We start from the raw sequence: 23,290 nt of genomic DNA, 5'->3' as shown, positions 1-23,290 counted from the left end.
AAACTGGTTTTGTTAAGTGCCGGGGGAACAGCGCCCCCCGGCACAGGCGGCATGTTGTCGCGTCTAAAGCACGGCGCGCGCAATCCGGATCAATTGCAGGGTTTCATACGCGCTGTCCTGTAATGCGATCACCTGACCATTCAGAACGGCGTAGTTATAGCCGTCCTGCGGGGCAGGAAGCCGGTAAAGCCGCATCAGTTCCTCTTGGGTCAAGGCCGCCGTCGGAGCGACATTCAATCCAGCGCCGATATCTGCCACGCGCGCCAATTCGTTGATCCGCAACAGCGCTGAATAGTCGTTGTCTTCCAACAGCACTGGCAGCCCGTCGATCAGGGCATAGCGCTGCCCCTGCGGCGCAGGGTCAAGCCCGTAGAGGCGCGCGATCTGCTGCGTATCCAACAGCAGCAATTCACGGTCGGTCAGGCGGTCCTCATCCAGATAGGGGCGGCGTTGTTCGTCGAGCAGGCGGTCGTAATCCGCGTCTGAATATCGCGCCCATTCATCGTATGTGACACCCTTCTTGGCAAGGCCAGGCGGCACGCAGGGCGGGTCCTTCTTGGCCAGTCCTGGTGGGCAGTTACGGTAAGTGATAAGTTCGTCCTGGGGTAGGGTGACCACGTTTATGTCCGGCCCAGCCAACAGCAGGCCTGCGGCACCTAGCAAAAGCGCCATGTCGCGACCTTTGGGCGCGCGCGATTCCAGCAGTGCAGCGGCGGTGCTATCACGGTCTTTGATAAACCGTTCGACGCGGGCGTCAAAATCCTTGTCCCCCTTGCTGTGCGCCCCCTTGACCTTGATCTTGTCGCCCTTGTCCGATTTTTCGACCTTTGCCTTATTATCGTGATCTTTTTGATCGTGATCTTTCTTTTTGCCGTGCGCCTTGCCCTTGTCGTTCCCTTTATTTTTCGCGTGTTTCGGCTTTTTGCCCTTGTCGTCCTTGGCCAGCCAAATCTGGGCATCCGTGCTGTCGTCACCGACATGCCAGCCGACCATGCGCTGAACCTGCGGCGCGGCGATGGCTGGCGCGGCGATGACCGCCGTTGATACGCTACAAATCAGCGTCGTAAGTAATATGCGTCGCATGCTGTTCCTCCGGTTTCACTCTGACCCTAACGAATGGCGCATGGGTTGGTTCCGTCTGCTCAGGGGGCCGCAAGGCACAGGTCAAGCAAGGCGCTGAAATCCGCCGTATCGAGGCTGTCAAACCGTCCGCTTAGGTCTTCCAACTGCGCCGCCCGCACGTGGCCCAAGACCGGATCGGCGAAACCGTGGAATTTGGCCGAAATCGCTGCGTCAGACAGTGGCAGGTCCGCATCGCCCCGCGGGGTGCGCGCCGCATCGGTGACGCGCTGCCCATCGTGCAGGGTTAGCGTCACCTGCGCCCAGCGTTTGCCATCGGAAATGCGCGTGAAATGTGGATCATCGACCAGCGTGGTGGCGCGGCTGACCCGCAAGATGTCGGGGTCGCGCAGGGTGTCTTCGGCCAGTTCGGCCACACCGACCTGTCCGCGCACGATCATCGCTGCCACCGGAAAGGCGATGGCATAGCCAAATTCGTCCGGGCTTGTGGGTTCATGCCCGGCCAACCGTGTGGCGTTGTGGAACGTCTTAATCTCGACGCCTGCGATCTGTGTGTGGTGCAGCCCGTGCTCTGCCATCAGGGCGGCGGCCCCGTCGATTGCCGGGTGCGCCCAGCGGCAGCAGGGGTAGGGCTTGTAATGCGTGTGCTCGACCAGCCGCCATGCTTCTCCCAGATCGTCCCAAAAAGCCGGCGCCGCTTCGCAGGTCAGCGCGGGCGCTCCGGTAAATCCTTCTGCCGCGAGGTAGGCCGCCGTCAGGCCCGACGGCGCGCCCCAGCCGACACCGTCGCGCAGCATGGTCGGATGGTCGATGCAGCGCATCATCTGGCTGCGCGGCCCGTGGTATTCACCGATCCCGGCGGCATGGCGGATCTGCGCTGGCGTACACCCCAAGGCGCGCGCGCAGCTTGCGGCGACGCCCACTGCCGTCCAGGCCCCAGAGGTGTGGTAATCGGCGCAGGTGGCGTGTTGTGCCAGACCGGCGCGATAGCTGATCTCATATGCCACAGCGAGAAGGGCGGTAAACTCGGCCCCGGTCATTGGTGACGCCGCGGCGTCGGCCATGGCCAGCAGGGCGGGGAACACCGCCGATCCGGCATGTCCTTTGCAGTATGACGTACCGTCGTGGGCATCGACCGCGTCGATTGTCATGGCCCCGGCCATGGCCGCCCCCGCCGGGCTGACCCGGCCACCATGCATCACGATCCGCGAGGCACCCGCGCCACCGGGACCGAACAGCGCCATCGCGCCCCGTCGCCCGACATCGGCCATGCGGGTGGTCGAGCCCACGGCCGCAACGCCCATCGTATCGGTGAACGACCGGCGCAATACCTGACGCACGTCCTCTGGCAGGGCGTCATGGGTCAACTCGGCGGCGAAGTGGTGAAAGGGGAGGGGCATGGCGGCATCCTTTGGCTGGCATATCCCCCCAGCCTAAGTGATGTCACCCGCCATAGATGCCTGTTTGCGACCTCAGCCGCGCCGCCCGCGTTTTTCAAATCGCGGCAGCATGGCCGAGAAATCCATGCCTTTGCCGCCTTCTTCGTCCACAAAACGTGCATAAAGCTCTTGTGCCAGCGCGCCCATCGGCGTGTCAGCATCGGCCATTTCCGCCGCCTGCTGTGCCAGCCCCAGATCCTTGAGCATCAATTCCGCTGCGAACCCCGGCTTGTAGCCATTGTCGGCGGGTGATTTCGGCCCGATCCCCGGTGCCGGGCAATAGGCGTTCATTGACCACGAATACCCGGACGAGGTGCTGACCACATCGAACATCCGCGCCCGGTCCAGCCCCAGCTTGTCAGCCAGCGCAAAGGCTTCGCAGGTGGCGATCATCGTCGCACCCAGGATCATATTGTTGCAGATTTTCGCGGCCTGACCCGCACCCGCGTCGCCGCAATGCACGGCCTTTTGGCCCATGATCTCAAACAGCGGTGCCGCCTTGGCAAAGGCCGCCTCTGACCCGCCGGCCATAAAGGTCAGCGTGCCCGCTTCGGCCCCGCCGATGCCGCCCGAAACTGGCGCGTCAACCGCTAGGATACCTGCGTTCTCAGCCGCTTCCGACGTATTGCGCGCGCTTTCGACATCTACGGTCGAGCAATCAATAAACAGCGCGCCCTCGGCGATATGCTCGATCACCTGTACCGCAACCTGCCGCAGAATCGCACCATTGGGCAGCATGGTGATCACCACGTCCGCGCCGGTCGCAGCGTCGGCAATGTCCTTGGCAACGCTGACGCCTGCGGCGGTGGTGCCCGCCACGTCATAACCGCGCACATCATGCCCCGCCTTAGCCAGATTGGCGGCCATCGGCGCGCCCATATTGCCCAGCCCGATAAAACCGATTGTCAGATTGCTCATGCCTCGTCCTCCAAATTCAATGCGTCTTTGCCCAAGGGGCGCAGCATCGCGCTTACGTCCGCCAGCGGCACGTCGCGCCCGGCGTGTTTCCACTGCGGCTTGCGGTCTTTGTCGATGATCGCGGCGCGCACACCTTCGATAAAATCACCCTGTTCCTGTGCGCGGAAGGTAAAGCGGTATTCCAACTCCAGCGCCTTGGCCATGCTCAGCGCCGGCCCGCGCAGGCGGTGGATCATCTCGATCGTGCAAGCCATCGACAAAGGCGAGCCGCGCTGCATCACCTTGAGGGTATCAGCCGCAAAATCGCCCTCCGGCCGGGCAAGATTTCGCATCACGTCCTCCAGCGCTTCCCCGTCAAAGGTGGCATCAATCTGCGCCTGCTGGCCCTGTAGGGTACCGGGGGCGGGGGGGGTACCCGCAATACCCTCTGCGTCGCCGCTCTGCTCAAGCTGGGCAATCAGCGCGGGCCAATCGCCCTCGGGGATATAATGATCCGCAAACCCTGCATAAATCGTATCCGCCGCCGCCATCCGCGTGCCTGTGGTGCCAAGGTATTCCCCTAAACGCCCCGGTGCCAGCGCAAGCAACAGCGATCCGCCCACGTCAGGGACCAGCCCAATGCCACATTCGGGCATGGCGATGCGCGTGCTGTCACCGACAATGCGGTGCGAGCCGTGGCAACCGATGCCGACACCACCGCCCATGACAAAGCCCTGCATGAAAGACACCACAGGTTTGGGATAGGCAAAAATCCGGTTGTTCATCCGGTACTCATCGGCCCAGAACCGGCGGCCATAGGCGTAATCGCCCTTGGTTCCGGTCTCGTACAACTCGGCAATGTCACCGCCCGCGCAAAACGCCTTGTCACCCATCGCGTCGATGATCACCACTGCCACCGCCGGATCATCGCGCCATTTGATCAGTGCGGCATCGATCGCCATGCACATGTCATAGCTCAGCGCGTTCAACGCCTTGGGCCGTGTCAGCGTGATCCGGCCCGCGCGCCCGGTGATGCGGATATTGATATCGCTCATCGGTTGGCTCCTCAGCGGTTTTTCAGCATGTCGCGGGCCACGATCACGCGCATGATCTCGTTGGTGCCTTCCAAAATCTGATGCACCCGCAGATCGCGCACCAGCTTTTCAATGCCATAATCCGCCAGATAGCCATAGCCGCCATGCAGTTGCAGACATTGATCCACCACGCGGCTGCCGGCCTCGGTCACGAATTTCTTGGCCATGGCGCAGAATTTCGTGGCATCCGGCGCGCCGGTGTCAAGCTTCCACGCCGCTTGGCGCAAGAAGGTGCGCGCGGCCTGAAGCTCAATCTCCATATCCGCCAGCCGGAATTGCAGCCCCTGAAACTGGTCGATCGGTTTGCCGAACGCCTGCCGCTCGCCCATGTACTGCAACGTTGCATTCAGCGCGGTCTGCGCGGCGCCCAAGGAACAGGCCGAGATATTTAACCGCCCGCCATCCAGCCCCATCATCGCGTATTTAAAACCTTTGCCTTCTTCGCCAACAAGGTTGCCCGCCGGGATTTTGCAATCGTCAAACTGCACCTGCGAGGTCGGCTGACTGCGCCAGCCCATCTTGTCTTCCAACCCGCCAAAGGACAGCCCCGGCGTGCCATCCTCAACATAGACGGTCGACACACCTGCCGCGCCATCGTCCGACGTGCGCACCATCGCGACATAGGCATCGGAATAGCCACCGCCCGAGATAAACGCCTTGGTCCCGTTCAGCGTATAGCCTTCGTTGGTGCGTTCGCATTTGGTCTTGAGCGCGGCAGCGTCCGACCCCGATCCCGGTTCGGTCAGGCAATAGGACAGCACGGTGTTCATGCTCAGCACATCCGGCATGATCCGCGATTTCAGCTCGTCACTGGCGAAACTGTCCAGCATCTTGGCGCACATATTGTGGATCGACAGGAATGCCGCGACAGACGGGCACGCCATGCTCAGCGCCTCGAACACCAGCGTGGCATCCAACCGCGTCAGCCCCGAACCGCCCGCATCCTCGGACACATATAAACCGCCAAAGCCCAGTTCAGCGATCTTGGGCCACAGCTCCTTGGGGATGGTTTCGTCTTTTTCCCACTTCTGGGCAAAAGGCGCGATGTTTTCCTGGCCAAAGGCATAGGCCATATCAAAAATCGCCGTCTGTTCCTCGCTTAGTGCAAAATCCACCGCTGATCCCCCTCAATGTTGGTTATTGAACACGTGTTAAATTCCAATGTTTGCGAGAATATTGCAAGGGGGGGTGACCCCGCGGCCACCCCCCGTCGTTTTATTCCATCACAGGGATGGAGAATTCGCCGCCTTCCTTGATGCCCGACGGCCAGCGCGCCGTCACGGTCTTGGTGCGGGTGTAGAACTTGAACGCATCCGGCCCGTGCTGGTTCAGGTCACCAAAGACCGATTTCTTCCAGCCGCCAAAGGTGTGATAGGCCAGCGGCACCGGGATCGGCACGTTGATACCGACCATGCCGACGTTGATCCGGTTGGCAAAGTCACGTGCCGCATCCCCATCACGGGTGAAAATCGCGGTGCCGTTGCCATACTCGTGGTCCATCGCCAGGCCGATCGCCTCTTCATAATCCTTGGCACGCACACAGGTCAGCACGGGGCCAAAGATTTCCTGCTTGTAGATGTCCATGTCCTTGGTGGCGCGGTCAAACAGGTGTGGCCCGATGAAAAAACCATCCTCATAGCCCTGCAATTTGAAATCACGCCCGTCGACAACCAGTTCGGCGCCCTGATCGATGCCAGACTGCACCAGACGTTCGATATTGGCCTTGGCGGCAGCGGTCACAACGGGGCCGTAGTCCACATCATTGCCAGATGTATAAGGCCCGACCTTCAGCTTTTCGATCCGGGGCACCAGCTTTTCGATCAGACGGTCGGCGGTCTCATCGCCCACCGGCACAGCCACCGAAATCGCCATGCAGCGCTCGCCCGCCGCACCGTAACCTGCACCAATCAGCGCATCAGCGGCCTGATCCATGTCGGCATCCGGCATGATGATCATGTGGTTCTTGGCCCCACCAAAACACTGCACGCGCTTTCCATTCGCGCAGCCCGTGGCATAGATATATTCCGCAATCGGGGTCGACCCGACAAAGCCGATAGACTGGATCACATCATGGTGCAGGATCGCGTCAACCGCTTCCTTGTCGCCGTTCACAACCTGCAAAATACCCTTGGGCAGACCGGCTTCCTCGAACAATTCTGCCAGCATCAGCGGCACTGATGGGTCACGCTCGGATGGTTTCAAGATAAAGGCATTGCCGCAGGCAATCGCCGGGGCAAACATCCACATCGGGATCATGGCGGGAAAGTTGAACGGCGTGATGCCCGCCGTCACACCCAGCGCCTGACGCATGGAATACATGTCGATACCGGGGCCCGCGCTGTCGGTGAACTCACCCTTCAGCAGCTGTGGCGCGCCGATGCAATATTCCACGACCTCAAGCCCACGCTGCACATCACCGGCGGCATCGGGCAGGGTCTTGCCATGCTCACGGCTCAGCGCTTCGGCCAGCTTGTCCATGTCGCGGTTCAGCAGGTCGACAAATTTCATCAACACCCGCGCCCGGCGCTGTGGGTTGGTAGCGGCCCATTTGGGTTGGGCCGCTTGGGCGTATTCCACGGCCTTGTTCATCTCATCGCCATTGGCCAGCGGCACTTTGGCCTGCACCTCGCCGGTGGCGGGGTTCATAACGTCGGCGAAACGGCCTGAGGTGCCTTTGACGTGTGCACCGTTCAGGTAATGGGTCATCTCTTGCATGGGATACTCCTCTATGTGTTTGGCGGTAGGATAGGCTTGCAAAAAGGCAAGGGAAAGGGGCAAGATATCAAAACCGTCTTGCATTTTTGCAAGATGTGGATTGTGAGGCGGGACAAACGATGCATCAGAACTGGGATGATCTTCGGCTCTTTCTTGCCGTGGCCCGTGAGGCAAGCCTGTCGGGCGCGGGCAAGGTGCTGCGTCTTGACCCGGCAACGCTGGGCCGTCGGATGGCGCGGTTGGAAAAGTCATTACAGGCGGTGCTCTTTGTCAAATCGCCGCAGGGCTATGCGCTGACCGATGCAGGCACTGACTTGATGGCGCGTGCCGAACGGGCCGAACAGGCCATGCGCGCCGCCAGCGCAGGGGTGCCCGGACCAACCGATCGCTTGTCGGGGCAAATCCGCATTGGCGCACCAGACGGCGCGGCGAATTATCTGTTGCCGCAGGTCTGCGCGCGGATTGCGGCGCAAAACCCCGATGTCGATTTGCAAATCGTCGCCCTGCCGCGTGTGTTCAACCTGTCCCGGCGCGAGGCCGACATGGCGATCGGCGTGTCCGCTCCCACTGCCGGGCGGCTGGTGGTGCAAAAGGTCACTGATTATCACCTGCATCTGGCCGCGTCTGAAAGCTATCTCGCCGCCCATCCGCCGCTGACCAGCCCCGCGGACCTAAAGGCCCACCGTATCGTCGGCTATATCCCCGACATGATCTTTGACCGTGAACTGGATTACCTCGCCGATCTGGGGCTGAGCCGTGTGGCGCTGGCGTCAAATTCGGTATCCGTGCAGGTCCGCATGATCCAGCAGGGCGGCGGCATCGGCGTGGCACATGACTTTTCATTGCCTGCCACCCCCGGCGTGCGGCGTGTCTTGACCGATCATGTCAGCCTCACGCGGTCATTCTATCTCATCCGGCACGCTGATGACCGCCGAAACGCTAGGTTGCGCCGCTTTGCCGATGCCCTCAGCGCCGGATTGCGCGTCGAGGTCGCGCGGCTGGAGTCCGAGGCCCGTGCGGCGCCGGTTGCAAAAGCTTGACAGGAAACGCTTTCCCGGTGACGCTGGGGATAGTCCGCAGCCGCTGCAAGGAGATGCCAAATGCTGGTTTCACAAATTCTCAAGACCAAGCCAGACGGCAAGGTCGTCACCTCCGCACCCGGTATGCTGGTGTCGGAAGCGGCCAAGATGCTGTCCGACAAACGCATCGGCACCCTTGTCATTTCGGCAGACGGCAAGACCCCCGACGGCATCGTGTCCGAACGCGACATCGTGCGCGAATTGGGCAAACAGGGCGCCGGCTGCCTGGCCAAGACGGTTGAAAGCATCATGACCAGCAAATTGGTCACCTGCAGCCGCCATGATCGGTCCGATGCGATTCTGCAAACCATGACCAATGGCCGTTTCCGCCACATGCCGGTGCTCGAAGATGGCGAACTGGTGGGCCTGATCTCGCTTGGTGATGTGGTCAAGGCACAGCTAATGGAGCTTTCGATGGAGAAACAGGCCCTTGAGGGTATGATCATGGGCCACTAAGGCCGCCATCTGCTACCGCGAACCGGGTTGCGCTTCTGGCGGTGAAATGCTTGGCTATGCCGCAACGCGGCAAAATTAGGATTTCTCATGCGTATTGGCCTTTATCCCGGCACCTTTGACCCGATCACACTGGGCCACATCGACATCATCCGCCGCGCCGCCCCGATGGTGGACCGGCTGGTGATCGGCGTGGCGATCAACCGCGATAAGGGGCCATTGTTCCGTCTGGAAGAACGGGTCGCCATGATCGAGGCCGAATGTGTACATCTGGCCCGTGAAACCGGGGTCGAGATCGTGGTGCATCCGTTCGAGAACCTGCTGATCGACTGCGCCAGCGACGTGGGCGCGCAGATCATCATCCGTGGCCTGCGCGCGGTGTCGGATTTCGAATATGAATTCCAGATGGTCGGCATGAACCGCCAGCTTGATGACAGCATCGAAACCGTTTTCCTGATGGCCGAGGCGACGCATCAGGCCATCGCCAGCAAACTGGTAAAGGAAATCGCGCGTCTCGACGGCGATGTCTCAAAATTCGTCACACCTGCGGTCAACGCCGAACTGATCAAACGGTACAAGAAACTCTGATACAAACCCAAATCTTATACTTTTTCGGGTCTCAAATACCCTCGGGGGGTTTGGGGGGCTGGCCCCCCAAATGGATACGTCGGGTTTGGGGGGCTGGCCCCCACAAAGGTTGCCTCGGGCTTGGGGTTCTGCTCCCTCGGTGTGTACGTCACATCTGCGCCGCCATAACCCCTGCGGTATCCAGCATCCGGTTCGAAAAGCCCCATTCGTTGTCATACCACGCCAAGACCCGCAACAGATTGCCCTGCTGGATCGACGTCTGGTCACTGGCAAAGATTGCACTGCGCGGGTCGTGGTTGAAATCCGTCGACACCAGCTTGCGCTCGGTCACGCCCAACACATCTTTCAATGCGCCACCCGCAGCCGCGCGCATGGCGTCATTGACGTCTTCGACCGTGGTGTCGCAGTTCAACTCTACCACCAGGTCGATGCAGGACACATTGGGCGTCGGCACCCGCACAGCAGTACCGGTGATCAACCCATTAAGATGCGGCAACACGACGCCAAGCGTCTCGGCCGCGCCGGTGCTGGTCGGGATCATCGACAAGGCTGCGGCGCGCGCGCGGTATAAATCGTCCTGGGCGCGGTCATGTACCGGCTGGGTGCCGGTATAACTGTGAACCGTGGTCATATGCCCGCGCTTGATGCCAAAGGCCGCGTCCAGAACATGCGCCACCGGCACCAGACAGTTGGTGGTGCATGAGGCGTTGCTGATGATCATGTCATCGGCTTGAATCAGGTCATGGTTAACGCCGTAACAAATTGTTTTTACGTCACCTTTGGCCGGGGCCGAGATCAGCACTCGTTTCGAGCCATTGTGATGATGCAGCGCGGCCTGCGCGGGGTCCCGGAAAAACCCGGTGCATTCCAGCACCAGATCCACATCGGCCCAGGCCAGGTTTTCCGGCCCAGGCTCTGCCGTGACGCGGATCGGGCCGCGGCCCACATCCATAGTGGTATCCGTCAGGGTGACCGGCTTGCCGTACCGCCCATGCACCGAGTCGAATTCAAACAGATGCGCCAGCGTCTCCAGCGGGGCAAGGTCGTTGATCGCGACCACCTCCAGCCCCTCGGGCGCACGTTCCATCAGGGCGCGCAGCACGTTGCGGCCAATGCGGCCAAATCCATTGATGCCCAGTTTCACAGTCATCGCGCCACCTTTTGATCAAATTGCACGGGCAAGATGCGCTCCGTGGCGGTGGTGTCAACGGGGCAGGGGTGCGGAAAAAAGTACCGATACAATGTTTTTGCCGGGCAGGTCGCGCGGGCGGCTCAGCGCCAAAACGCAATCCATTCGATCAGTTCAAACAGTTTCTTGCCCAGATAGATCATATGTTCGTCGCCGAAATAGATGATATCCACCACGACTGCGCCGCAAAGGAACAGGGCCAGGACGCTGGCGATCGGGTTGGTCATCTTGGCATTCTCCGGCTGACGCACCCCCGATATGACAGGGGCGCGCCAGCCGTGCAAGCGTCAGCCCAAATGACCCATCGCCACGGCAACATCCGCCATGCGGACAGAAAACGCCCATTCATTGTCATACCAGGCCAGCACCCGCACCGTACGTCCAGCCACGACGATGGTCTGATCGGGTGCAAAGATGCAGCTTTCCTCAGTGTGGTTGAAATCGACGCTGACTTTTTGCTCGGGGTCATAGCCCAACACGCGCTTCATCGACCCTTCAGCGGCGGCGCGCGCGGCGGCGTTGATTTCTTCGCGGGTCACGTCGCGGCTGGCCTGAAACGTCAGGTCAACAGCGCTGACATTTGGTGTCGGCACGCGGATCGCGGTGCCATCAAGCCGACCTTTAAGTGCCGGCAGCACCTCGCCCAATGCCTTGGCTGCACCCGTTGACGTCGGAATCAGCGCCATCGCAGCGGCGCGGGCGCGGTACAGGTCGTCATGGCGGCGGTCCAGTGTCGGCTGGTCGCCGGTATAGCTGTGGATCGTGGTCATCAGACCGCTTTCGATGCCCACGGCGTCGTGCATCACCTTGGCGAGCGGGGCCAGACAGTTCGTGGTGCAGGACCCGTTCGAGATCATCCGGTGCGATTTTTCAAGCTGGTCGTGGTTCACGCCGTAAACGATTGTCTTGTCGACGTTTTTACCGGGGGCCGAGAGCAAAACACGCTTGGCACCGCGGTCCAGATGGACGCGGGCCTTGTTGCCGTCGTTGAATTTGCCGGTACATTCCAGCACCACGTCACAACCCGTCCAGTCGAGTTCTTCCAGGTTGTAGGTCGACATCACTTCGATGTCGTTCTGTCCCAAATTCATATAGCCGCCGTCGATATTCACTTCGCCGGGGAACCGTCCGTGGACGGAATCGTATTTGATCAGATGCGCTGCGGTCGACAGCGGGCCGGTGGCGTTGATCTTGATCACTTCGATGTCGTCACGCCCCGAAGCCGCGATATGGCTAAGCGTGCAGCGGCCAATGCGGCCAAATCCGTTGATGCCAACTTTGATGGTCATGGGGGCGTGCCTTTCTGATGGATTGGGCGCTCTATATCCGTGGCCGGGCTATGGGGGAAAGGGGCAAAGCCAAATGTTTTCCATATGTTAGCGTTAAACCTGCATGTTAGCGTTAACCTCGGGCCGGGTGCTTTGCCGTGACCTGGGTGTGACGCGACCTGCGCTTGGGGGCTTGCCTGCCGCCGTGGGCATGCTACCTCGGTTGGATTACAGCAAAAGGGGCGAGCGATGAGCGGTTTATTGGCACTGGTGGATGATGTGGCTGCGATTGCCAAGGTGGCAGCGGCCAGTGTCGACGACGTGATCGGGCAGGCGGCCAAGGCGGGGGCCAAGGCGGCAGGTGCTGTGATCGACGACGCCGCCGTGACGCCGAAATACGTGCAAGGGTTCAGCGCCGACCGCGAATTGCCGGTGATCTGGCGGATCACCAAGGGGTCGCTGCGCAACAAGCTGGTGTTTTTGCTGCCCGCCGGCCTGGCCCTATCCAACTTCGCGCCCTGGGCAATTTCACCGTTGCTGATGCTGGGGGGTGCCTATTTGTGTTTTGAAGGGGCAGAAAAGGTCGCCCATGCCATTGGGCTATCCAAGGGCCACGAGGATTATCCCGGCCATGATGCGGTGCCCGACGATCCCGCGCATCTGGAAGAACAAAAAGCCGCAGGTGCGATCAAGACCGATTTCATCCTGTCTGCCGAAATCATGACGATCGCGCTGGCCGCGATCCCGCCCAGTTCCTTTTGGCTGGAGGCGGCAACGCTGGCTGCCGTTGCCATCATGATCACGGTGGCGGTCTATGGCGCGGTGGCGTTGATTGTTAAAATGGATGATCTGGGGCTGGCCATGGCCAACCGGGGTCGTCTTGCCGCGACCCGTGGCATCGGGCGCGGTCTGGTGCGCGGTATGCCGGGGTTCCTGAAATTGCTGACGGTGGTCGGGACAGCCGCGATGCTTTGGGTCGGCGGGTCGATCATCATTCATGGGTTTGAGGAATTGGGCTATGGCACGCTGGGCCATTGGATTCACGATATTGCGGTGATGGCAGGCGATGCGGTGCCAGGCGCGCTTACCGGCGCGACGGAATGGACTACCAAGGCAGCTATTGACGGGGTGTTCGGCCTGCTGCTTGGTCTGGCGCTGATCCCGCTGGGGGAAAAAGTAATCACGCCGATCTGGCGGCGGATCTTTCACCGCGCGGCGGTGTGATCCCGAGGCCAGATTGCTAACGTGTTTCTAAATACACCTGCGTGAAACCTGTAGGGTACTTCGGGGGTTTGCCCCCGGACCCCCGCAGAGCTTATCAGATGATTTCACGCGGGAAGGGACGTGCGTTCAGCCTGTGCGGACCGTATCGGTCAACGCGACATGGGCGGCCATCGCAACAAAGGTTGTTTGACCGGCGAGCATATACATACCCACAGCCCCCGCAACGCTGCCACCGACGATCAGCCAGACCAAAGCAGCCAGAGCCCCGACAATCGTGCCACCAAGAAGATATGCAACGGACATGGGCAGACCTTTCGTCACTGTGAACACGGGTTCAAGGGGCAGGGCGCGTATATTTCGCGCTTGGGTTGTTTTAGCCTTCAAACGCTAAGAAAGCACTAAAGTTCTCTCTTTGCAACTCTGGGTTATATTTGGAGCGGCGATTTCTCGCTGATGTTGCGCGCGACATTTGGGTTTGGGACGCAAAACCCCGGGCCCTGCGCGGTGTCTGCACCAGACCCCTAGGCAACGCAAAACCCCCGCCCGGTGACGGGCAGGGGTTTACATGTCGCGCTGCGGTAAGGCTTAGAGAAGTGCCTTGGCCTTTGCTGCAACGTTTTGTACAGTAAAGCCGAACTTTTCGAACAGCTCTTCCGCCGGGGCGGAGGCGCCAAACCGGTCCATCCCGACAAAATCAGCCTTGCCGAATTTGCCACGCTCGCCCAGCAGCCACTGGTCCCAGCCCTGGCGCACACCGGCTTCGATGCCCACGCGCACGGCCCCACCGGGCAGCACGCGTTTGCGGTAGGCGTCGTCCTGCGCGGCGAACAGTTCCATACAGGGCATGGATACAACGCGCGTGCCGATGCCCTCGGCCTGCAGCACATCGCGCGCCGCCATGGCAACATGCACCTCAGAGCCGCTGGCGATCAGGATCACCTGCCGTTTGCCTTCCGCATCCGCCAGCACATAGGCGCCTTTTTCGGTGAGGTTGGTGTTCTTGTGCTCCAGCCGCACGGTGGGCAGGCCTTGGCGCGTCAGTGACAGCACCGACGGGGTTTTCTTGGAGGTAAAGGCGATTTCCCATGCCTCGGCAGTCTCGACCGCATCCGCAGGGCGGAACACCATCGTGTTGGGGGTGCTGCGGCTGATGGCCAGGTGTTCGACAGGCTGGTGGGTTGGCCCGTCTTCGCCCAGACCAATGGAATCGTGGGTCATCACAAAGGTGGTGGGGATCTGCATCAAGGCTGCCAAACGCATCGCGGGGCGGGCGTAGTCGGTGAAACACATGAAGGTGCCGCCGTACGGCCGGATGCCGCCGTGCAGTGCCATGCCGTTCATCGCAGATGACATACCGTGTTCGCGGATGCCCCAATAGACATAGCGACCGCCCCGGTTATCAACGTCGAACACACCCAGATCTGCGGTTTTCGTGTTGTTCGACCCGGTCAGATCGGCAGAGCCGCCCACGGTTTCGGGCAGGATCGGGTTCAGCACCTCAAGCACCTTTTCGCTGCTCGCGCGGGTTGCCATCTTGGGCGCAGCTTCGGTCATCTGCTTTTTAAACGCCTTGACGGTCGCGCTCAGCTTCTTGGGCATGTCCCCGGCCAGGGCGCGGTTGAATGTCTCGCGTTTGGCGTGGGGCATCTTGTCGAACCGTTCTTCCCAGTCACGGCGCGCGTCGGCGCCGCGTTTGCCAATTGCTTCCCAGGCTGATTTCACATCTGCCGGCACTTCGAACGGGCCGGTTTTCCAGCCATAGGCGGCTTTGGCGTCGGCCATCTGGCCCGCGTCCGTCAATGCGCCGTGACCTTTGGACGTGTCCTGTGCCGCGTGACCGAGGGCAATGTGGGTCTTGCAGGCGATCATGGTCGGCAGGTCGGAGGCTTTGGCCTCGGTCAGTGCGGCGTCAATCTCATCTGGGTTGTGGCCGTCGATTTCGATCACGTGCCACTGCGCGGCCCGGAAACGCGCGACCTGATCGGTGTGATCCGACAGGGTGACGGGGCCGTCGATGGTGATGTTATTGTTGTCCCACATCACGATCAGCTTGCCCAGCTTATGACGCCCGGCCAGTGTGATCGCCTCTTGGCTCACGCCTTCCATCAGGCAGCCGTCACCGGCGATGACATAGGTGAAGTGGTCGACAACCTTGGCACCGTAATGCGCGCGCTGGATTTCTTCGGCCATGGCGAAACCCACGGAATTGGCAATGCCCTGACCCAGTGGCCCGGTTGTGGTTTCGATCGCATCGGCAAGGAAATTCTCGGGGTGGCCGGCCGTGCGCGCGCCCATCTGGCGGAAGTTGCGCAGCTCTTCGATGGGGAATTGTTCATAACCCGTCAGGTGCAGCAGCGCATACAGCAGCATGGAGCCGTGGCCCGCCGATAGGATAAACCGGTCGCGGTCCGGCCACAGCGGGTTCGCGGCGTCGAACTTCAGATGCTTTTCAAACAGGACGGTGGCGACATCTGCCATGCCCATCGGCATGCCGGAGTGGCCGGAATTGGCGGCAGCGACCGCATCAAGGGTCAGCGCACGGATGGCGGTGGCTTTTGACCAATGGTCAGGATGGGCGCGGGCGAGGGCTGTCAGATCCACGGGGAGGTTCCTTTGGGGCTGTGTCAGGGTTGCGCCCGTGCATACCAGCGATCCGGCAAAGTTCAAGCGGAACTGGCCCGTTGCGGCGGCGGTGCGCGGCTATGCGGATGAACTCCGTCTGCCAAGTGGCTGTAATGAAAGGGGGGCGCAATTACTAAAGTCTTTGGGTAGGATTGCCGGAACGGACCGCAAAGGGCGATTCGCCGCGCCGGGCGGGCTTTGACAGGATTTACGGCATTGGGTAACTGAGGGAGTATCCGAGGGCATGAGCGACATAGACGAATATCAGCGCCGCATCACGGCCGCCATGGACCGGGTGGCGCAGGGGCTGGAACAGCTGGGCAGTACCAGCGCCGCGCCAGACGCCAACATGGTGCAGGCGTTAGAGGATGAACGCACCGCCAATGCGCAGCTGACCGAACGGGTGCGCGCGCTCAAATCCAAGTCGGAGACCGATCTGGCGGCCCTGCGCCACGAGGTGTCAGAGGGCAAGGCGCGGATGGCCCAACTCGATATCGAGTTGCAGCGCCTGCGCCGCGCCAATGAACAACTGGTCGATGCCTGCGATAAATTGCGCAACGCCAATGCCGAAGGCGTGGGCGAACCGCATTTGATCAACAAGGCGATGCTGGCCGAACTGGACGGTCTGCGCGCCGCCCGCGCCGCCGATGTGGCCGAAGCCAGCGCGATCCTGACCGCGCTGACCCCGCTGATTGACGGATCTGACGCCGACAACAGCGCAGAGGAGGACGCCTGATGCCAGAGATACGGATCACGATCGGAGGCCGCCAGTTCGAGGTCGCCTGTCAGGAGGGCGAGGAAAGCTATCTGCATGCCGCCGCCAAGATGCTGGATGACGAGGCCCAGGTGCTGAGCGATCAGGTGGGCCGGATGCCTGAGGCGCGGATGCTGCTGATGGCGGGACTGCTGTTGGCCGACAAGACCGCCAGCGTCGAAGACCGCATTTCCGAAGTGCGCGCCGAACTCGCTGAACGCGAGGCCGAACTCGCCGGATTGCGCAACGTCAAGGTAGAGCCAGAGCGCATTGAGGTGCCGGTGGTGCCGCAGGCGGTCAAGGACACGCTGGCCGAACTGGCCGCGCGTGCCGAAGCGCTGGCCGCCGAGGTCGACGACAAGGTCAGCGCCACGTGATGACCCGCCTTGCTGGCGCGGTGGGGCTGCTGCTGGCATCGCCTGCCGCCGCCGATGTCATCGGCGTGACATATAACTGCGACCGGGGCGTGTCCGTGCCGGTTGTCTATGTCAACGACGTGGATACCAGCATTGCCGTTCTCTATATTGAGGGCCGCCTGATTAACCTGCAAACCCTGCCAACAGGTTCGGGTGCACGTTATGGCTGGCCGTCGGATAGGTCGTCTTATGAATGGTGGGAACATCAGGGCACCGCGACGCTAAGCAGGAAAGACGGGGCCACCGGGACCACGTCGCCGATCTATCAAAGCTGCACGCCGCAGGAATAGGGGGCATTGCGGCGCGGCCTCAGGTATGGTCTGAGGCCCCTGCGCGCGAAATCACGCGCGCCCTATTCCGATCAGACCAGCAAACAGGCGCGTTTCACCATGACATCCAACAACCGCATCGTCCTTTCCAGCGATCACGCCGACATCGCCCTCAGACAGGAAATCGCCGCCCATGTCGCGCAGCGCGGTTGGGAGGTGGTCGACATCGGCCCCGCGACGGACGAAAGCACCGATTACCCCAAACACGGCGAAGCGGCGGCAGAGCGCGTCGCGTCTGGCGATTGCCGCTTGGGCATCATCATCTGCGGGACCGGGCAGGGGATCATGATGGCGGCCAACAAGGTCAAGGGTATCCGCTGCGGCGTCTGCTCTGATCCCTTTTCTGCCCGGATGACCCGCGCGCATAATGATGCCAACATGTTGTCACTCGGGGCGCGCGTCGTCGGGCGGGGGCTGGCGATCGAGATTGTCGATGCGTTTCTCGACACCGAATTTGAGGGTGGCCGCCACGCGCGCCGGGTGGATATGATCACCGCAATCGAAGGCTGACATACCCGCGCAACGCGCGGTGGGGTCACGACATGCTAAGGGATGGCCGGTAAAACCCGTGCCAATCGCGATTACCCGCCGGGGGACTTTCACCCCCTCGGCACCCACAGGATCAAAGGCCCCGCTTGGGCCATGTTGATTGCAGTGAACATGCGGGCGTGACACCCCGTCTTATATATCCGATCTGGCGGCGCCGCCTTTTTTAACGGCCCTTCCACTATGAAATGAACCCGGAGAGATATCCGGCCCCACGCGACAGGGCAGCCTGATCGCGCAAACCGTGCTGGCTGCGCGGAGCAAAAGATAGGGGCTCTTAAAGATCAATCGGTTGTAGGTTCGTGTTCGGCGCGAGATGAACGTCAAAAGCCGACGTTGGCGCGAGATGCAGCGAAGGACGGAAGAGAGCCCCACTCTGACCAACGCTGCGCGATGCACCAATGGCCGCTGATGTGTTTTTGGAGCCGGTATAGCTTTGACCACAGAGGTTCATTCAACAGGTCAGTGACGCCGCATTGCCAAAGCTGCGCGGGTCGAGTCGTTTCCTTATTAAGCTACCCTGCCGCTTTTCCACGCCAAAGGATGAACAAACCAGAAAAAACGATCATACTTGACCCGAGCACCATTGCGGAACTCAGGTGTTCTCCGAACATCACAACACCCAGCGATATACCGAAAAGCAGTCTTGTGTATCTGAAGGGTGTCACAGCAGAGACTTCGCCAGTGCGCATTGCCTTCATAAGGCACGAATAGGCGCCGACACCAGCGAGGATTGCCCCTAACAGGTAGTAGGGTCAGGACCCATTAATCGATTGAGCTTGTCGCGTTGTCATGATTTACGATCCCCAGTTTTGGGGGATATTATGAGCAACTTATACTGGCTGAATGAGGCGCAGATGGAGCGTCTGCGGCCTTACTTTCCTAAGAGCCGAGGTCGTGCTCGCGTTGATGACAGGCGTGTTCTGAGTGGCATTATCTTCATCAATCGCAATGGTTTAAGGTGGTGCGATGCACCAACGGAGTATGGCCCACCAAAGACGTTGTATAATCGCTGGAAGCGTTGGAGTGATATGGGCGTGTTTGCCCGGATCATGATGGGATTGGCCGAACAAGACCCTGATAACAAAACTATCTCAATTGATGCAACATACCTCAAGGCGCATCGCACGGCTTCCAGCCTGCGGTTGAAAAAGGGGGGCGTGGACGCCTGATTGGGCAGACTAAAGGCGGCATGAACACCAAGCTGCATGCTGTAACAGGCACCAGCGGCCGTCCTGTCCGCCTGTTCATAACCGCTGGGCAGGTCAGCGATTATACTGGTGCTGCGGCTTTGATGAACGGCCTGCCTGAGGCGGAGTGGCTTCTCGCTGATCGAGGGTATGATGCTGATTGGTTCCGCGAAACCCTTGCAGATAAGGGCACCAAACCCTGCATCCCGGGGCGCAAATCGCGCAAGAAGACCGTCAAGTATGACAAGCGACGATACAAACGCCGCAACCGCATCGAAAGAATGTTCGGCAGGCTCAAAGACTGGCGACGTGTCTCAACCCGTTATGACCGCTGCCCAAAGGTCTTCCTGTCAGCAATCGCTCTCGCAGCAACGGTTATATTCTGGTTATGAGTCCTGACCCTAGGACGTCTCAATGTCAGGGAAAAGAAATATCGCACCTTCCCAGATCGAGAAAACCCCGCCAGCGACCACAATCGACAGGAAGCCGTACAAGCCGAGGATATTTGTGCTAAGCGTGGCGGGGGCCGCACGGCTCGCAAGGTCACGCCCTGCAAAACCAAACATGCCGACAATCGCAAGAATCGACAGCACCGAAAAACTGTCTGTACCCGGCTGAATAATAATAACCACACCAATCAAACCGACAAAGATCGCAAACCACCTGCGCCATCCGACCTTTTCGCCGAAAAATAATGCGGCACCAGCGACAACCACCAGCGGGGTTGCCTGCAAGATAACCGTCGCGGCGGATAATGGCGTCAACGTAATGGCAAGGACATAAAATAAGCGGCCGACAATTTCGAATACCACGCGGATGCGCATCGGGCGCGATACGACATCTTGCACGAATAGGGGTTCGCTATTGAAGCGTGCCAAACCCGCAAACACAGCAGCCCCGCCCAAACCGAAGATTATCAAGATCTGCCCGACCGACAGCGTGGTGGATGCCGCTTTCACAAATGCGTCCTCAATGGCAAATATAGCCATCGCCGCGACCATCCAGATGCTCCCGAGCAAGTTCATTCTACGATCAATCAGAATTTTCGTGGTCATAGCTGTTCCGCTTCTGATGTGGTTTTTGGCAATAATTGGTGAGATGCGCTTCATTACCATGGGCTTTCGAGTGCGATGCCGAAACTGCCCAGATCTGTCAATCGATACCCGTCACAACCAGCCATTCGTACGGTTACAGCGAATGGCCGCTTGGTCCGCAGAGCCGCCATCGGGCCGGTCTGCAGCGAACGTCTCCAAACAGCCCTCTCCGCAAAGATTCTGCAACGCGGCGAATGTCGGCCTTAGCTCTTCCACAGTGTTTCTCGTCTAAAGATCAACCCGCCGAAGACGCAGCGCGTTGCTGATCACCGAGACGGACGACAGGCTCATCGCGGCTGCCGCGATCATCGGTGAGAGTAGAAGGCCCGTGACGGGGTAAAGCAAACCTGCTGCAATGGGCACGCCAAGCGTGTTGTAGGCGAAGGCGAAGAACAGGTTCTGCTTTATGTTGCGCAGGGTCGCCCGCGCCAACTTGCGCGCCCGCACGATGCCCATCAGATCGCCGCCAAGCAGGGTGATCCCGGCGCTTTCCATTGCCACATCGGCACCGGTGCCCATGGCAATGCCGACATCGGCAGCGGCCAGCGCGGGCGCGTCATTCACGCCATCACCTGCCATGGCAATCTTGTGGCCGTCCCTCCGCAATTGGTCGATCAGGTCCTTCTTGTCTTCCGGCAGGACGCCCGCACGCACCTCGTCGATGTCGAGCTTGCCCGCCACCGCCTGCGCCGTGCGTTCGTTGTCGCCCGTCGCCATGATGACGCGCAGCCCTTGGGCGTGGAGTTCCTTTATCGCCTGCGCGGTGCTGTCCTTGATCGGGTCGGCCACGGCCACGATACCCGCCAGCGCCCCGTCGACCGCGATGAACATCGCCGTCTTTCCCTCGGCGCGCAGGGCATCGGCTTTTGCCTCGGCCGCGCCCGTGTCCAGCCCCATCTCTTGCATCATCGCGGTGTTGCCAAGCGCGACGGCGCGTCCGCCGATCTGTCCGCGCACACCCTTGCCAGTGATGGCCTCAAAGTCGGTGGCATCTTGACGCGCTGCGCCCGCCGCTTCGGCCCCTTCGACAATCGCTTCGGCCAGAGGATGCTCGGACCCGCGTTCAAGTGCCGCGGCCAGCGACAGCAGGTCTGTTTCGGCTATATCCCCCAGCGCCACCGTGTCGGTCAGCGTCGGCTTGCCCATGGTCAGCGTGCCAGTCTTGTCTACGATCAGCGTATCGACGCTTGCCATGCGTTCCAACGCCTCGGCGTCCTTGACCAGCACGCCCGCCTGCGCTCCGCGTCCTGCCGCTGTGGTGATCGAGATCGGCGTGGCCAATCCCAGCGCGCAAGGGCAGGCGATGATCAACACCGAGACCGCTGAAGCGATGGCAAAAACCAGTGCGGGTTCGGGGCCAAAAATCATCCACATGACGAAGGCAAAGGTCGCAGTCCCCACAACCGTCGGGACAAATATGGCCGAGACCCGATCCGCCAGTCCCTGGATTGGGGCACGTGACCGCCGTGCGTTCGACACCATGGTCACGATCTGCGCCAGCACAGTATCTGCGCCGACCTTGCCCGCTTCGATCACCAGTGATCCGTTCTTGTTGATTGTGGCGCCAGTCACCGCGTCGCCCGGACCCTTTTCGACGGGCATGGACTCGCCGGTCAGCATGCTTTCGTCCAAGCTGGAACGCCCCTCGACCACCGTTCCATCAACCGGCACCGCATCGCCGGGGCGCACGCGCAGATGATCACCCTCCATGATGTTTTCCAGTGGCGCGTCGTATTCATTGCCGTCCGGCAAGATACGCCGCGCGGTTTTAGGTGCGAGGTCCAGAAGCGCGCGGATCGCATCACCTGTGCGTTCACGGGCGCGCAGTTCAAGCACCTGACCGACAAAGACCAGCGCCACAATCACGACAGACGCCTCGAAGTATGTGCCGACGCCGTGGCCCATTCGATACTGCTCGGGGAACAGGCCAGGCAGGAAGGTTGCGAAGATTGAATAGAGGTATGCCGCCCCTACACCAAGGCTGATCAGCGTCCACATGTTGGGCGAGCGGTTCACAACGGAATCCCAGCCCCGCTTGAAAAATGGCCATGCTGCCCAAAGCACAATTGGCGTGGCCAGCACAAATTCCAGATAGCTGGTCATCTGATGCCCGATCCAGTCGCGCACCGGCAGGCCGACCATTCCTCCCATCGTCAGGACGATCAGCGGCACCGCCGCAGCCGCCGAGATCCACATCCGGCGGGTGAAATCGGTCAGCTCCTCGCTTGGCTCGTCCGAGGGAACCATTGGCTCCAGCGCCATGCCGCAGATCGGGCAGGCCCCAGGCGCATCACGTATAATCTCGGGGTGCATCGGGCAGGTATACTGGACGTCGGCGGGTGCCGCCTTTGTCTGTTTAGCGGCCCGACCCGAGGCGTAGTGCCACGGGTCGGCCTTGAACTTGGTCTGACATTTATCAGAGCAGAAATGGAAAGTCTCGCCTTCAAAATCCGCGTGTCGCCCGTCGGGCTTGACCGCGACCTCCATCCCGCAAACGGGGTCCTTCGCCGTCTCGGTTCCTGTCGGTATTTCGGACGCAGTGTGATGGTGATCGTGGTTCATGGTGTGCGAACCTTTCTGATTCTATCGTAATATGACGCCTCCAGGGGCTGGAAGCTCAAGTCATTTCCGTTAGTAGTCGGGCGTGCCTTTTTCAGGCTGTTTCCGCAGCCCCACCCAGAGCAGCGGCAAACCCGTCAAAAGCCCAAGGCCAAGCACCGCCCATGTCGCCCGTCCGAAATCGCCGCTGACCGCCTCGCCACCGAAATGGGCGAGCAGGAAGCTGGCCGGAATGATGCCAGCCAGTGTTGCAAGCGCAAAGCGCCAGGAGTGCAGTTTGCTAAGCCCCGCCGCGTAGCTGATTATATCGAATGATACGAATGGCATGAGGCGGCTGGCCAAGACTGTCGCCGTCAATGCGGTTTGGGACCCGAGCAGACCGGCATCAACCCGATCGCCAAACACCCGTCGCAAGACATCATGCCCCAGAATTCGCGCCAAGCCGAACGCGATCAGCGCCCCGAGCTCGGCACCGATCACGACCTGCACCGTCCCCCAAAGATGTCCGTAGGCGGCCCCGGCTGCCAGCGCGATCGGCGCGCTCGGGATCGGGCTGGCCACGACCGCGACGGTCATAAGCGTGACGATCACGACGGGCCCCCAAATGCCTGCGCGCGCCACCAGCATATCGAGACGCTCGGCGTCCAGCAGCCCACGTGCTTGGGTTAACAACGATGGCGCGAACAGCCACACGGCGAGCAGGGCGATCCCGAGGATCGCCAACGCTGCGAGGATCGCCGCGCGCAGACTCATC

Annotated in this window: 24 protein-coding genes; 9 read left to right on the top strand and 15 right to left on the bottom strand. The window is 60.8% G+C overall.

Translation table 11 applies throughout. The annotated features are described in order from the left end of the window. Window positions 1-63: 63 nt before the first annotated feature. The 6 genes from AC1965_RS10130 to AC1965_RS10105 form a co-directional block, all read right to left on the bottom strand. The gene (locus AC1965_RS10130; RefSeq protein ID WP_483883750.1) at window positions 64-1,083 is read right to left on the bottom strand and encodes a transketolase; all 1,020 of its coding nucleotides are present in this window, start codon (window positions 1,081-1,083) and stop codon (window positions 64-66) included. 59 nt (window positions 1,084-1,142) lie between these two features. Beyond that, complete coding sequence (locus tag AC1965_RS10125; protein WP_483883749.1) at window positions 1,143-2,480, bottom strand: MmgE/PrpD family protein; 1,338 nt, start codon at window positions 2,478-2,480, stop codon at window positions 1,143-1,145. 72 nt (window positions 2,481-2,552) lie between these two features. Beyond that, on the bottom strand, window positions 2,553-3,428 hold the full coding sequence (gene mmsB, locus AC1965_RS10120) for a 3-hydroxyisobutyrate dehydrogenase (RefSeq protein ID WP_483887025.1): 876 nt from the start codon (window positions 3,426-3,428) through the stop codon (window positions 2,553-2,555). A gap of 5 nt (window positions 3,429-3,433) precedes the next feature. Continuing rightward, a complete protein-coding gene (locus AC1965_RS10115; RefSeq protein WP_483883748.1) occupies window positions 3,434-4,471 on the bottom strand; it encodes an enoyl-CoA hydratase/isomerase family protein in 1,038 nt (345 codons plus the stop codon). Between the two features lie 11 nt (window positions 4,472-4,482). Next, window positions 4,483-5,625, bottom strand: coding sequence for an acyl-CoA dehydrogenase family protein (locus tag AC1965_RS10110; RefSeq protein ID WP_483883747.1), 1,143 nt, complete (start codon window positions 5,623-5,625; stop codon window positions 4,483-4,485). Between the two features lie 100 nt (window positions 5,626-5,725). Then, window positions 5,726-7,225 (bottom strand): CoA-acylating methylmalonate-semialdehyde dehydrogenase, encoded by a 1,500-nt coding sequence (locus AC1965_RS10105; RefSeq protein WP_483883746.1) that lies wholly within the window; start codon window positions 7,223-7,225, stop codon window positions 5,726-5,728. 119 nt (window positions 7,226-7,344) lie between these two features. On the opposite strand from AC1965_RS10105, the gene AC1965_RS10100 reads away from it, so the two are divergent. The 3 genes from AC1965_RS10100 (at window position 7,345) to coaD (ending at window position 9,345) form a co-directional block, all read left to right on the top strand. Continuing rightward, the gene (locus tag AC1965_RS10100; RefSeq protein WP_483883745.1) at window positions 7,345-8,265 is read left to right on the top strand and encodes a LysR family transcriptional regulator; all 921 of its coding nucleotides are present in this window, start codon (window positions 7,345-7,347) and stop codon (window positions 8,263-8,265) included. 60 nt (window positions 8,266-8,325) lie between these two features. Beyond that, complete coding sequence (locus AC1965_RS10095) at window positions 8,326-8,760, top strand: CBS domain-containing protein (protein WP_483883744.1); 435 nt, start codon at window positions 8,326-8,328, stop codon at window positions 8,758-8,760. An 87-nt stretch (window positions 8,761-8,847) separates the two neighbouring features. Then, window positions 8,848-9,345 (top strand): pantetheine-phosphate adenylyltransferase, encoded by a 498-nt coding sequence (gene coaD, locus AC1965_RS10090; protein WP_483883743.1) that lies wholly within the window; start codon window positions 8,848-8,850, stop codon window positions 9,343-9,345. 148 nt (window positions 9,346-9,493) lie between these two features. Here coaD and gap (AC1965_RS10085) read toward each other — a convergent pair whose 3' ends face one another. From gap (AC1965_RS10085) to gap (AC1965_RS10075), 3 genes are all read right to left on the bottom strand, one after another. Beyond that, window positions 9,494-10,495 (bottom strand): type I glyceraldehyde-3-phosphate dehydrogenase, encoded by a 1,002-nt coding sequence (gene gap, locus AC1965_RS10085; RefSeq protein ID WP_483883742.1) that lies wholly within the window; start codon window positions 10,493-10,495, stop codon window positions 9,494-9,496. 122 nt (window positions 10,496-10,617) lie between these two features. After that, window positions 10,618-10,761 carry a hypothetical protein gene (locus AC1965_RS10080; protein WP_483883741.1) on the bottom strand — a complete coding sequence of 48 codons (144 nt, stop codon included), beginning with the start codon at window positions 10,759-10,761 and terminating at the stop codon, window positions 10,618-10,620. Between the two features lie 60 nt (window positions 10,762-10,821). Next, complete coding sequence (gene gap / locus AC1965_RS10075) at window positions 10,822-11,823, bottom strand: type I glyceraldehyde-3-phosphate dehydrogenase (RefSeq protein WP_483883740.1); 1,002 nt, start codon at window positions 11,821-11,823, stop codon at window positions 10,822-10,824. A gap of 228 nt (window positions 11,824-12,051) precedes the next feature. Between gap (AC1965_RS10075) and AC1965_RS10070 the strand changes: the two genes are divergently transcribed. Then, window positions 12,052-13,026 (top strand): DUF808 domain-containing protein, encoded by a 975-nt coding sequence (locus AC1965_RS10070; RefSeq protein ID WP_483883739.1) that lies wholly within the window; start codon window positions 12,052-12,054, stop codon window positions 13,024-13,026. A gap of 126 nt (window positions 13,027-13,152) precedes the next feature. Here AC1965_RS10070 and AC1965_RS10065 read toward each other — a convergent pair whose 3' ends face one another. Together AC1965_RS10065 and tkt are read right to left on the bottom strand one after the other, a co-directional pair. Further along, entirely contained in the window at window positions 13,153-13,329 is a 177-nt protein-coding gene (locus AC1965_RS10065) for a hypothetical protein (RefSeq protein WP_483883738.1), read from the bottom strand. A 282-nt stretch (window positions 13,330-13,611) separates the two neighbouring features. After that, complete coding sequence (gene tkt, locus AC1965_RS10060; RefSeq protein ID WP_483883737.1) at window positions 13,612-15,627, bottom strand: transketolase; 2,016 nt, start codon at window positions 15,625-15,627, stop codon at window positions 13,612-13,614. 265 nt (window positions 15,628-15,892) lie between these two features. Here tkt and AC1965_RS10055 point away from each other — a divergent pair, with 265 nt between their 5' ends. From AC1965_RS10055 to rpiB, 4 genes are all read left to right on the top strand, one after another. After that, window positions 15,893-16,384 (top strand): hypothetical protein, encoded by a 492-nt coding sequence (locus AC1965_RS10055; RefSeq protein WP_483883736.1) that lies wholly within the window; start codon window positions 15,893-15,895, stop codon window positions 16,382-16,384. Next, a complete protein-coding gene (locus AC1965_RS10050) occupies window positions 16,384-16,779 on the top strand; it encodes a cell division protein ZapA (RefSeq protein ID WP_483883735.1) in 396 nt (131 codons plus the stop codon). The genes AC1965_RS10055 and AC1965_RS10050 overlap by 1 nt, the downstream gene beginning before the upstream one ends. Further along, window positions 16,779-17,108, top strand: coding sequence for an MliC family protein (locus tag AC1965_RS10045; RefSeq protein ID WP_483883734.1), 330 nt, complete (start codon window positions 16,779-16,781; stop codon window positions 17,106-17,108). Before AC1965_RS10050 ends, AC1965_RS10045 begins: the two co-directional genes overlap by 1 nt. A 99-nt stretch (window positions 17,109-17,207) precedes the next feature. After that, on the top strand, window positions 17,208-17,657 hold the full coding sequence (gene rpiB / locus AC1965_RS10040; RefSeq protein WP_483883733.1) for a ribose 5-phosphate isomerase B: 450 nt from the start codon (window positions 17,208-17,210) through the stop codon (window positions 17,655-17,657). Window positions 17,658-18,208: 551 nt separating this feature from the next. Here rpiB and AC1965_RS10035 read toward each other — a convergent pair. Then, window positions 18,209-18,385 (bottom strand): hypothetical protein, encoded by a 177-nt coding sequence (locus AC1965_RS10035; protein WP_483883732.1) that lies wholly within the window; start codon window positions 18,383-18,385, stop codon window positions 18,209-18,211. 132 nt (window positions 18,386-18,517) lie between these two features. Between AC1965_RS10035 and AC1965_RS10030 the strand changes: the two genes are divergently transcribed. After that, a protein-coding gene (locus tag AC1965_RS10030) for an IS5 family transposase (protein WP_483883731.1) occupies window positions 18,518-19,275 on the top strand; the annotation gives its coding sequence in 2 pieces (ribosomal slippage) (window positions 18,518-18,839 and window positions 18,839-19,275; 759 coding nt in all). A gap of 9 nt (window positions 19,276-19,284) precedes the next feature. Here the strand turns inward: AC1965_RS10030 and AC1965_RS10025 are convergent. The 3 genes from AC1965_RS10025 to AC1965_RS10015 form a co-directional block, all read right to left on the bottom strand. Further along, window positions 19,285-19,938, bottom strand: coding sequence for a DMT family transporter (locus AC1965_RS10025; RefSeq protein ID WP_483883730.1), 654 nt, complete (start codon window positions 19,936-19,938; stop codon window positions 19,285-19,287). 267 nt (window positions 19,939-20,205) lie between these two features. Next, window positions 20,206-22,539 (bottom strand): heavy metal translocating P-type ATPase, encoded by a 2,334-nt coding sequence (locus AC1965_RS10020; protein ID WP_483883729.1) that lies wholly within the window; start codon window positions 22,537-22,539, stop codon window positions 20,206-20,208. 69 nt (window positions 22,540-22,608) lie between these two features. After that, window positions 22,609-23,289, bottom strand: coding sequence for a TVP38/TMEM64 family protein (locus AC1965_RS10015; protein WP_483883728.1), 681 nt, complete (start codon window positions 23,287-23,289; stop codon window positions 22,609-22,611). Window position 23,290: the final 1 nt, after the last annotated feature.

It is taken from the genome of Sulfitobacter sp. KMM 9851 (assembly GCF_057178245.1).
Note: the sequence above shows the minus strand (reverse complement) of the source record. Positions and strands in the feature narration are given on the sequence as shown.

What these genes read in the sequence shown, in the direction of transcription:
- AC1965_RS10130 (WP_483883750.1), bottom strand. Translation starts at nt 1,083, where the DNA reads ATGCGACGCATATTACTTACGACGCTGATTTGTAGCGTATCAACGGCG.
- AC1965_RS10125 (WP_483883749.1), bottom strand. Translation starts at nt 2,480, where the DNA reads ATGCCCCTCCCCTTTCACCACTTCGCCGCCGAGTTGACCCATGACGCC.
- AC1965_RS10115 (WP_483883748.1), bottom strand. Translation starts at nt 4,471, where the DNA reads ATGAGCGATATCAATATCCGCATCACCGGGCGCGCGGGCCGGATCACG.
- AC1965_RS10105 (WP_483883746.1), bottom strand. Translation starts at nt 7,225, where the DNA reads ATGCAAGAGATGACCCATTACCTGAACGGTGCACACGTCAAAGGCACC.
- AC1965_RS10100 (WP_483883745.1), top strand. Translation starts at nt 7,345, where the DNA reads ATGCATCAGAACTGGGATGATCTTCGGCTCTTTCTTGCCGTGGCCCGT.
- AC1965_RS10095 (WP_483883744.1), top strand. Translation starts at nt 8,326, where the DNA reads ATGCTGGTTTCACAAATTCTCAAGACCAAGCCAGACGGCAAGGTCGTC.
- coaD (WP_483883743.1), top strand. Translation starts at nt 8,848, where the DNA reads ATGCGTATTGGCCTTTATCCCGGCACCTTTGACCCGATCACACTGGGC.
- gap (WP_483883742.1), bottom strand. Translation starts at nt 10,495, where the DNA reads ATGACTGTGAAACTGGGCATCAATGGATTTGGCCGCATTGGCCGCAAC.
- AC1965_RS10080 (WP_483883741.1), bottom strand. Translation starts at nt 10,761, where the DNA reads ATGACCAACCCGATCGCCAGCGTCCTGGCCCTGTTCCTTTGCGGCGCA.
- gap (WP_483883740.1), bottom strand. Translation starts at nt 11,823, where the DNA reads ATGACCATCAAAGTTGGCATCAACGGATTTGGCCGCATTGGCCGCTGC.
- AC1965_RS10070 (WP_483883739.1), top strand. Translation starts at nt 12,052, where the DNA reads ATGAGCGGTTTATTGGCACTGGTGGATGATGTGGCTGCGATTGCCAAG.
- AC1965_RS10065 (WP_483883738.1), bottom strand. Translation starts at nt 13,329, where the DNA reads ATGTCCGTTGCATATCTTCTTGGTGGCACGATTGTCGGGGCTCTGGCT.
- AC1965_RS10055 (WP_483883736.1), top strand. Translation starts at nt 15,893, where the DNA reads ATGAGCGACATAGACGAATATCAGCGCCGCATCACGGCCGCCATGGAC.
- AC1965_RS10050 (WP_483883735.1), top strand. Translation starts at nt 16,384, where the DNA reads ATGCCAGAGATACGGATCACGATCGGAGGCCGCCAGTTCGAGGTCGCC.
- AC1965_RS10045 (WP_483883734.1), top strand. Translation starts at nt 16,779, where the DNA reads ATGACCCGCCTTGCTGGCGCGGTGGGGCTGCTGCTGGCATCGCCTGCC.
- rpiB (WP_483883733.1), top strand. Translation starts at nt 17,208, where the DNA reads ATGACATCCAACAACCGCATCGTCCTTTCCAGCGATCACGCCGACATC.
- AC1965_RS10035 (WP_483883732.1), bottom strand. Translation starts at nt 18,385, where the DNA reads ATGCGCACTGGCGAAGTCTCTGCTGTGACACCCTTCAGATACACAAGA.
- AC1965_RS10025 (WP_483883730.1), bottom strand. Translation starts at nt 19,938, where the DNA reads ATGACCACGAAAATTCTGATTGATCGTAGAATGAACTTGCTCGGGAGC.
- AC1965_RS10020 (WP_483883729.1), bottom strand. Translation starts at nt 22,539, where the DNA reads ATGAACCACGATCACCATCACACTGCGTCCGAAATACCGACAGGAACC.
- AC1965_RS10015 (WP_483883728.1), bottom strand. Translation starts at nt 23,289, where the DNA reads ATGAGTCTGCGCGCGGCGATCCTCGCAGCGTTGGCGATCCTCGGGATC.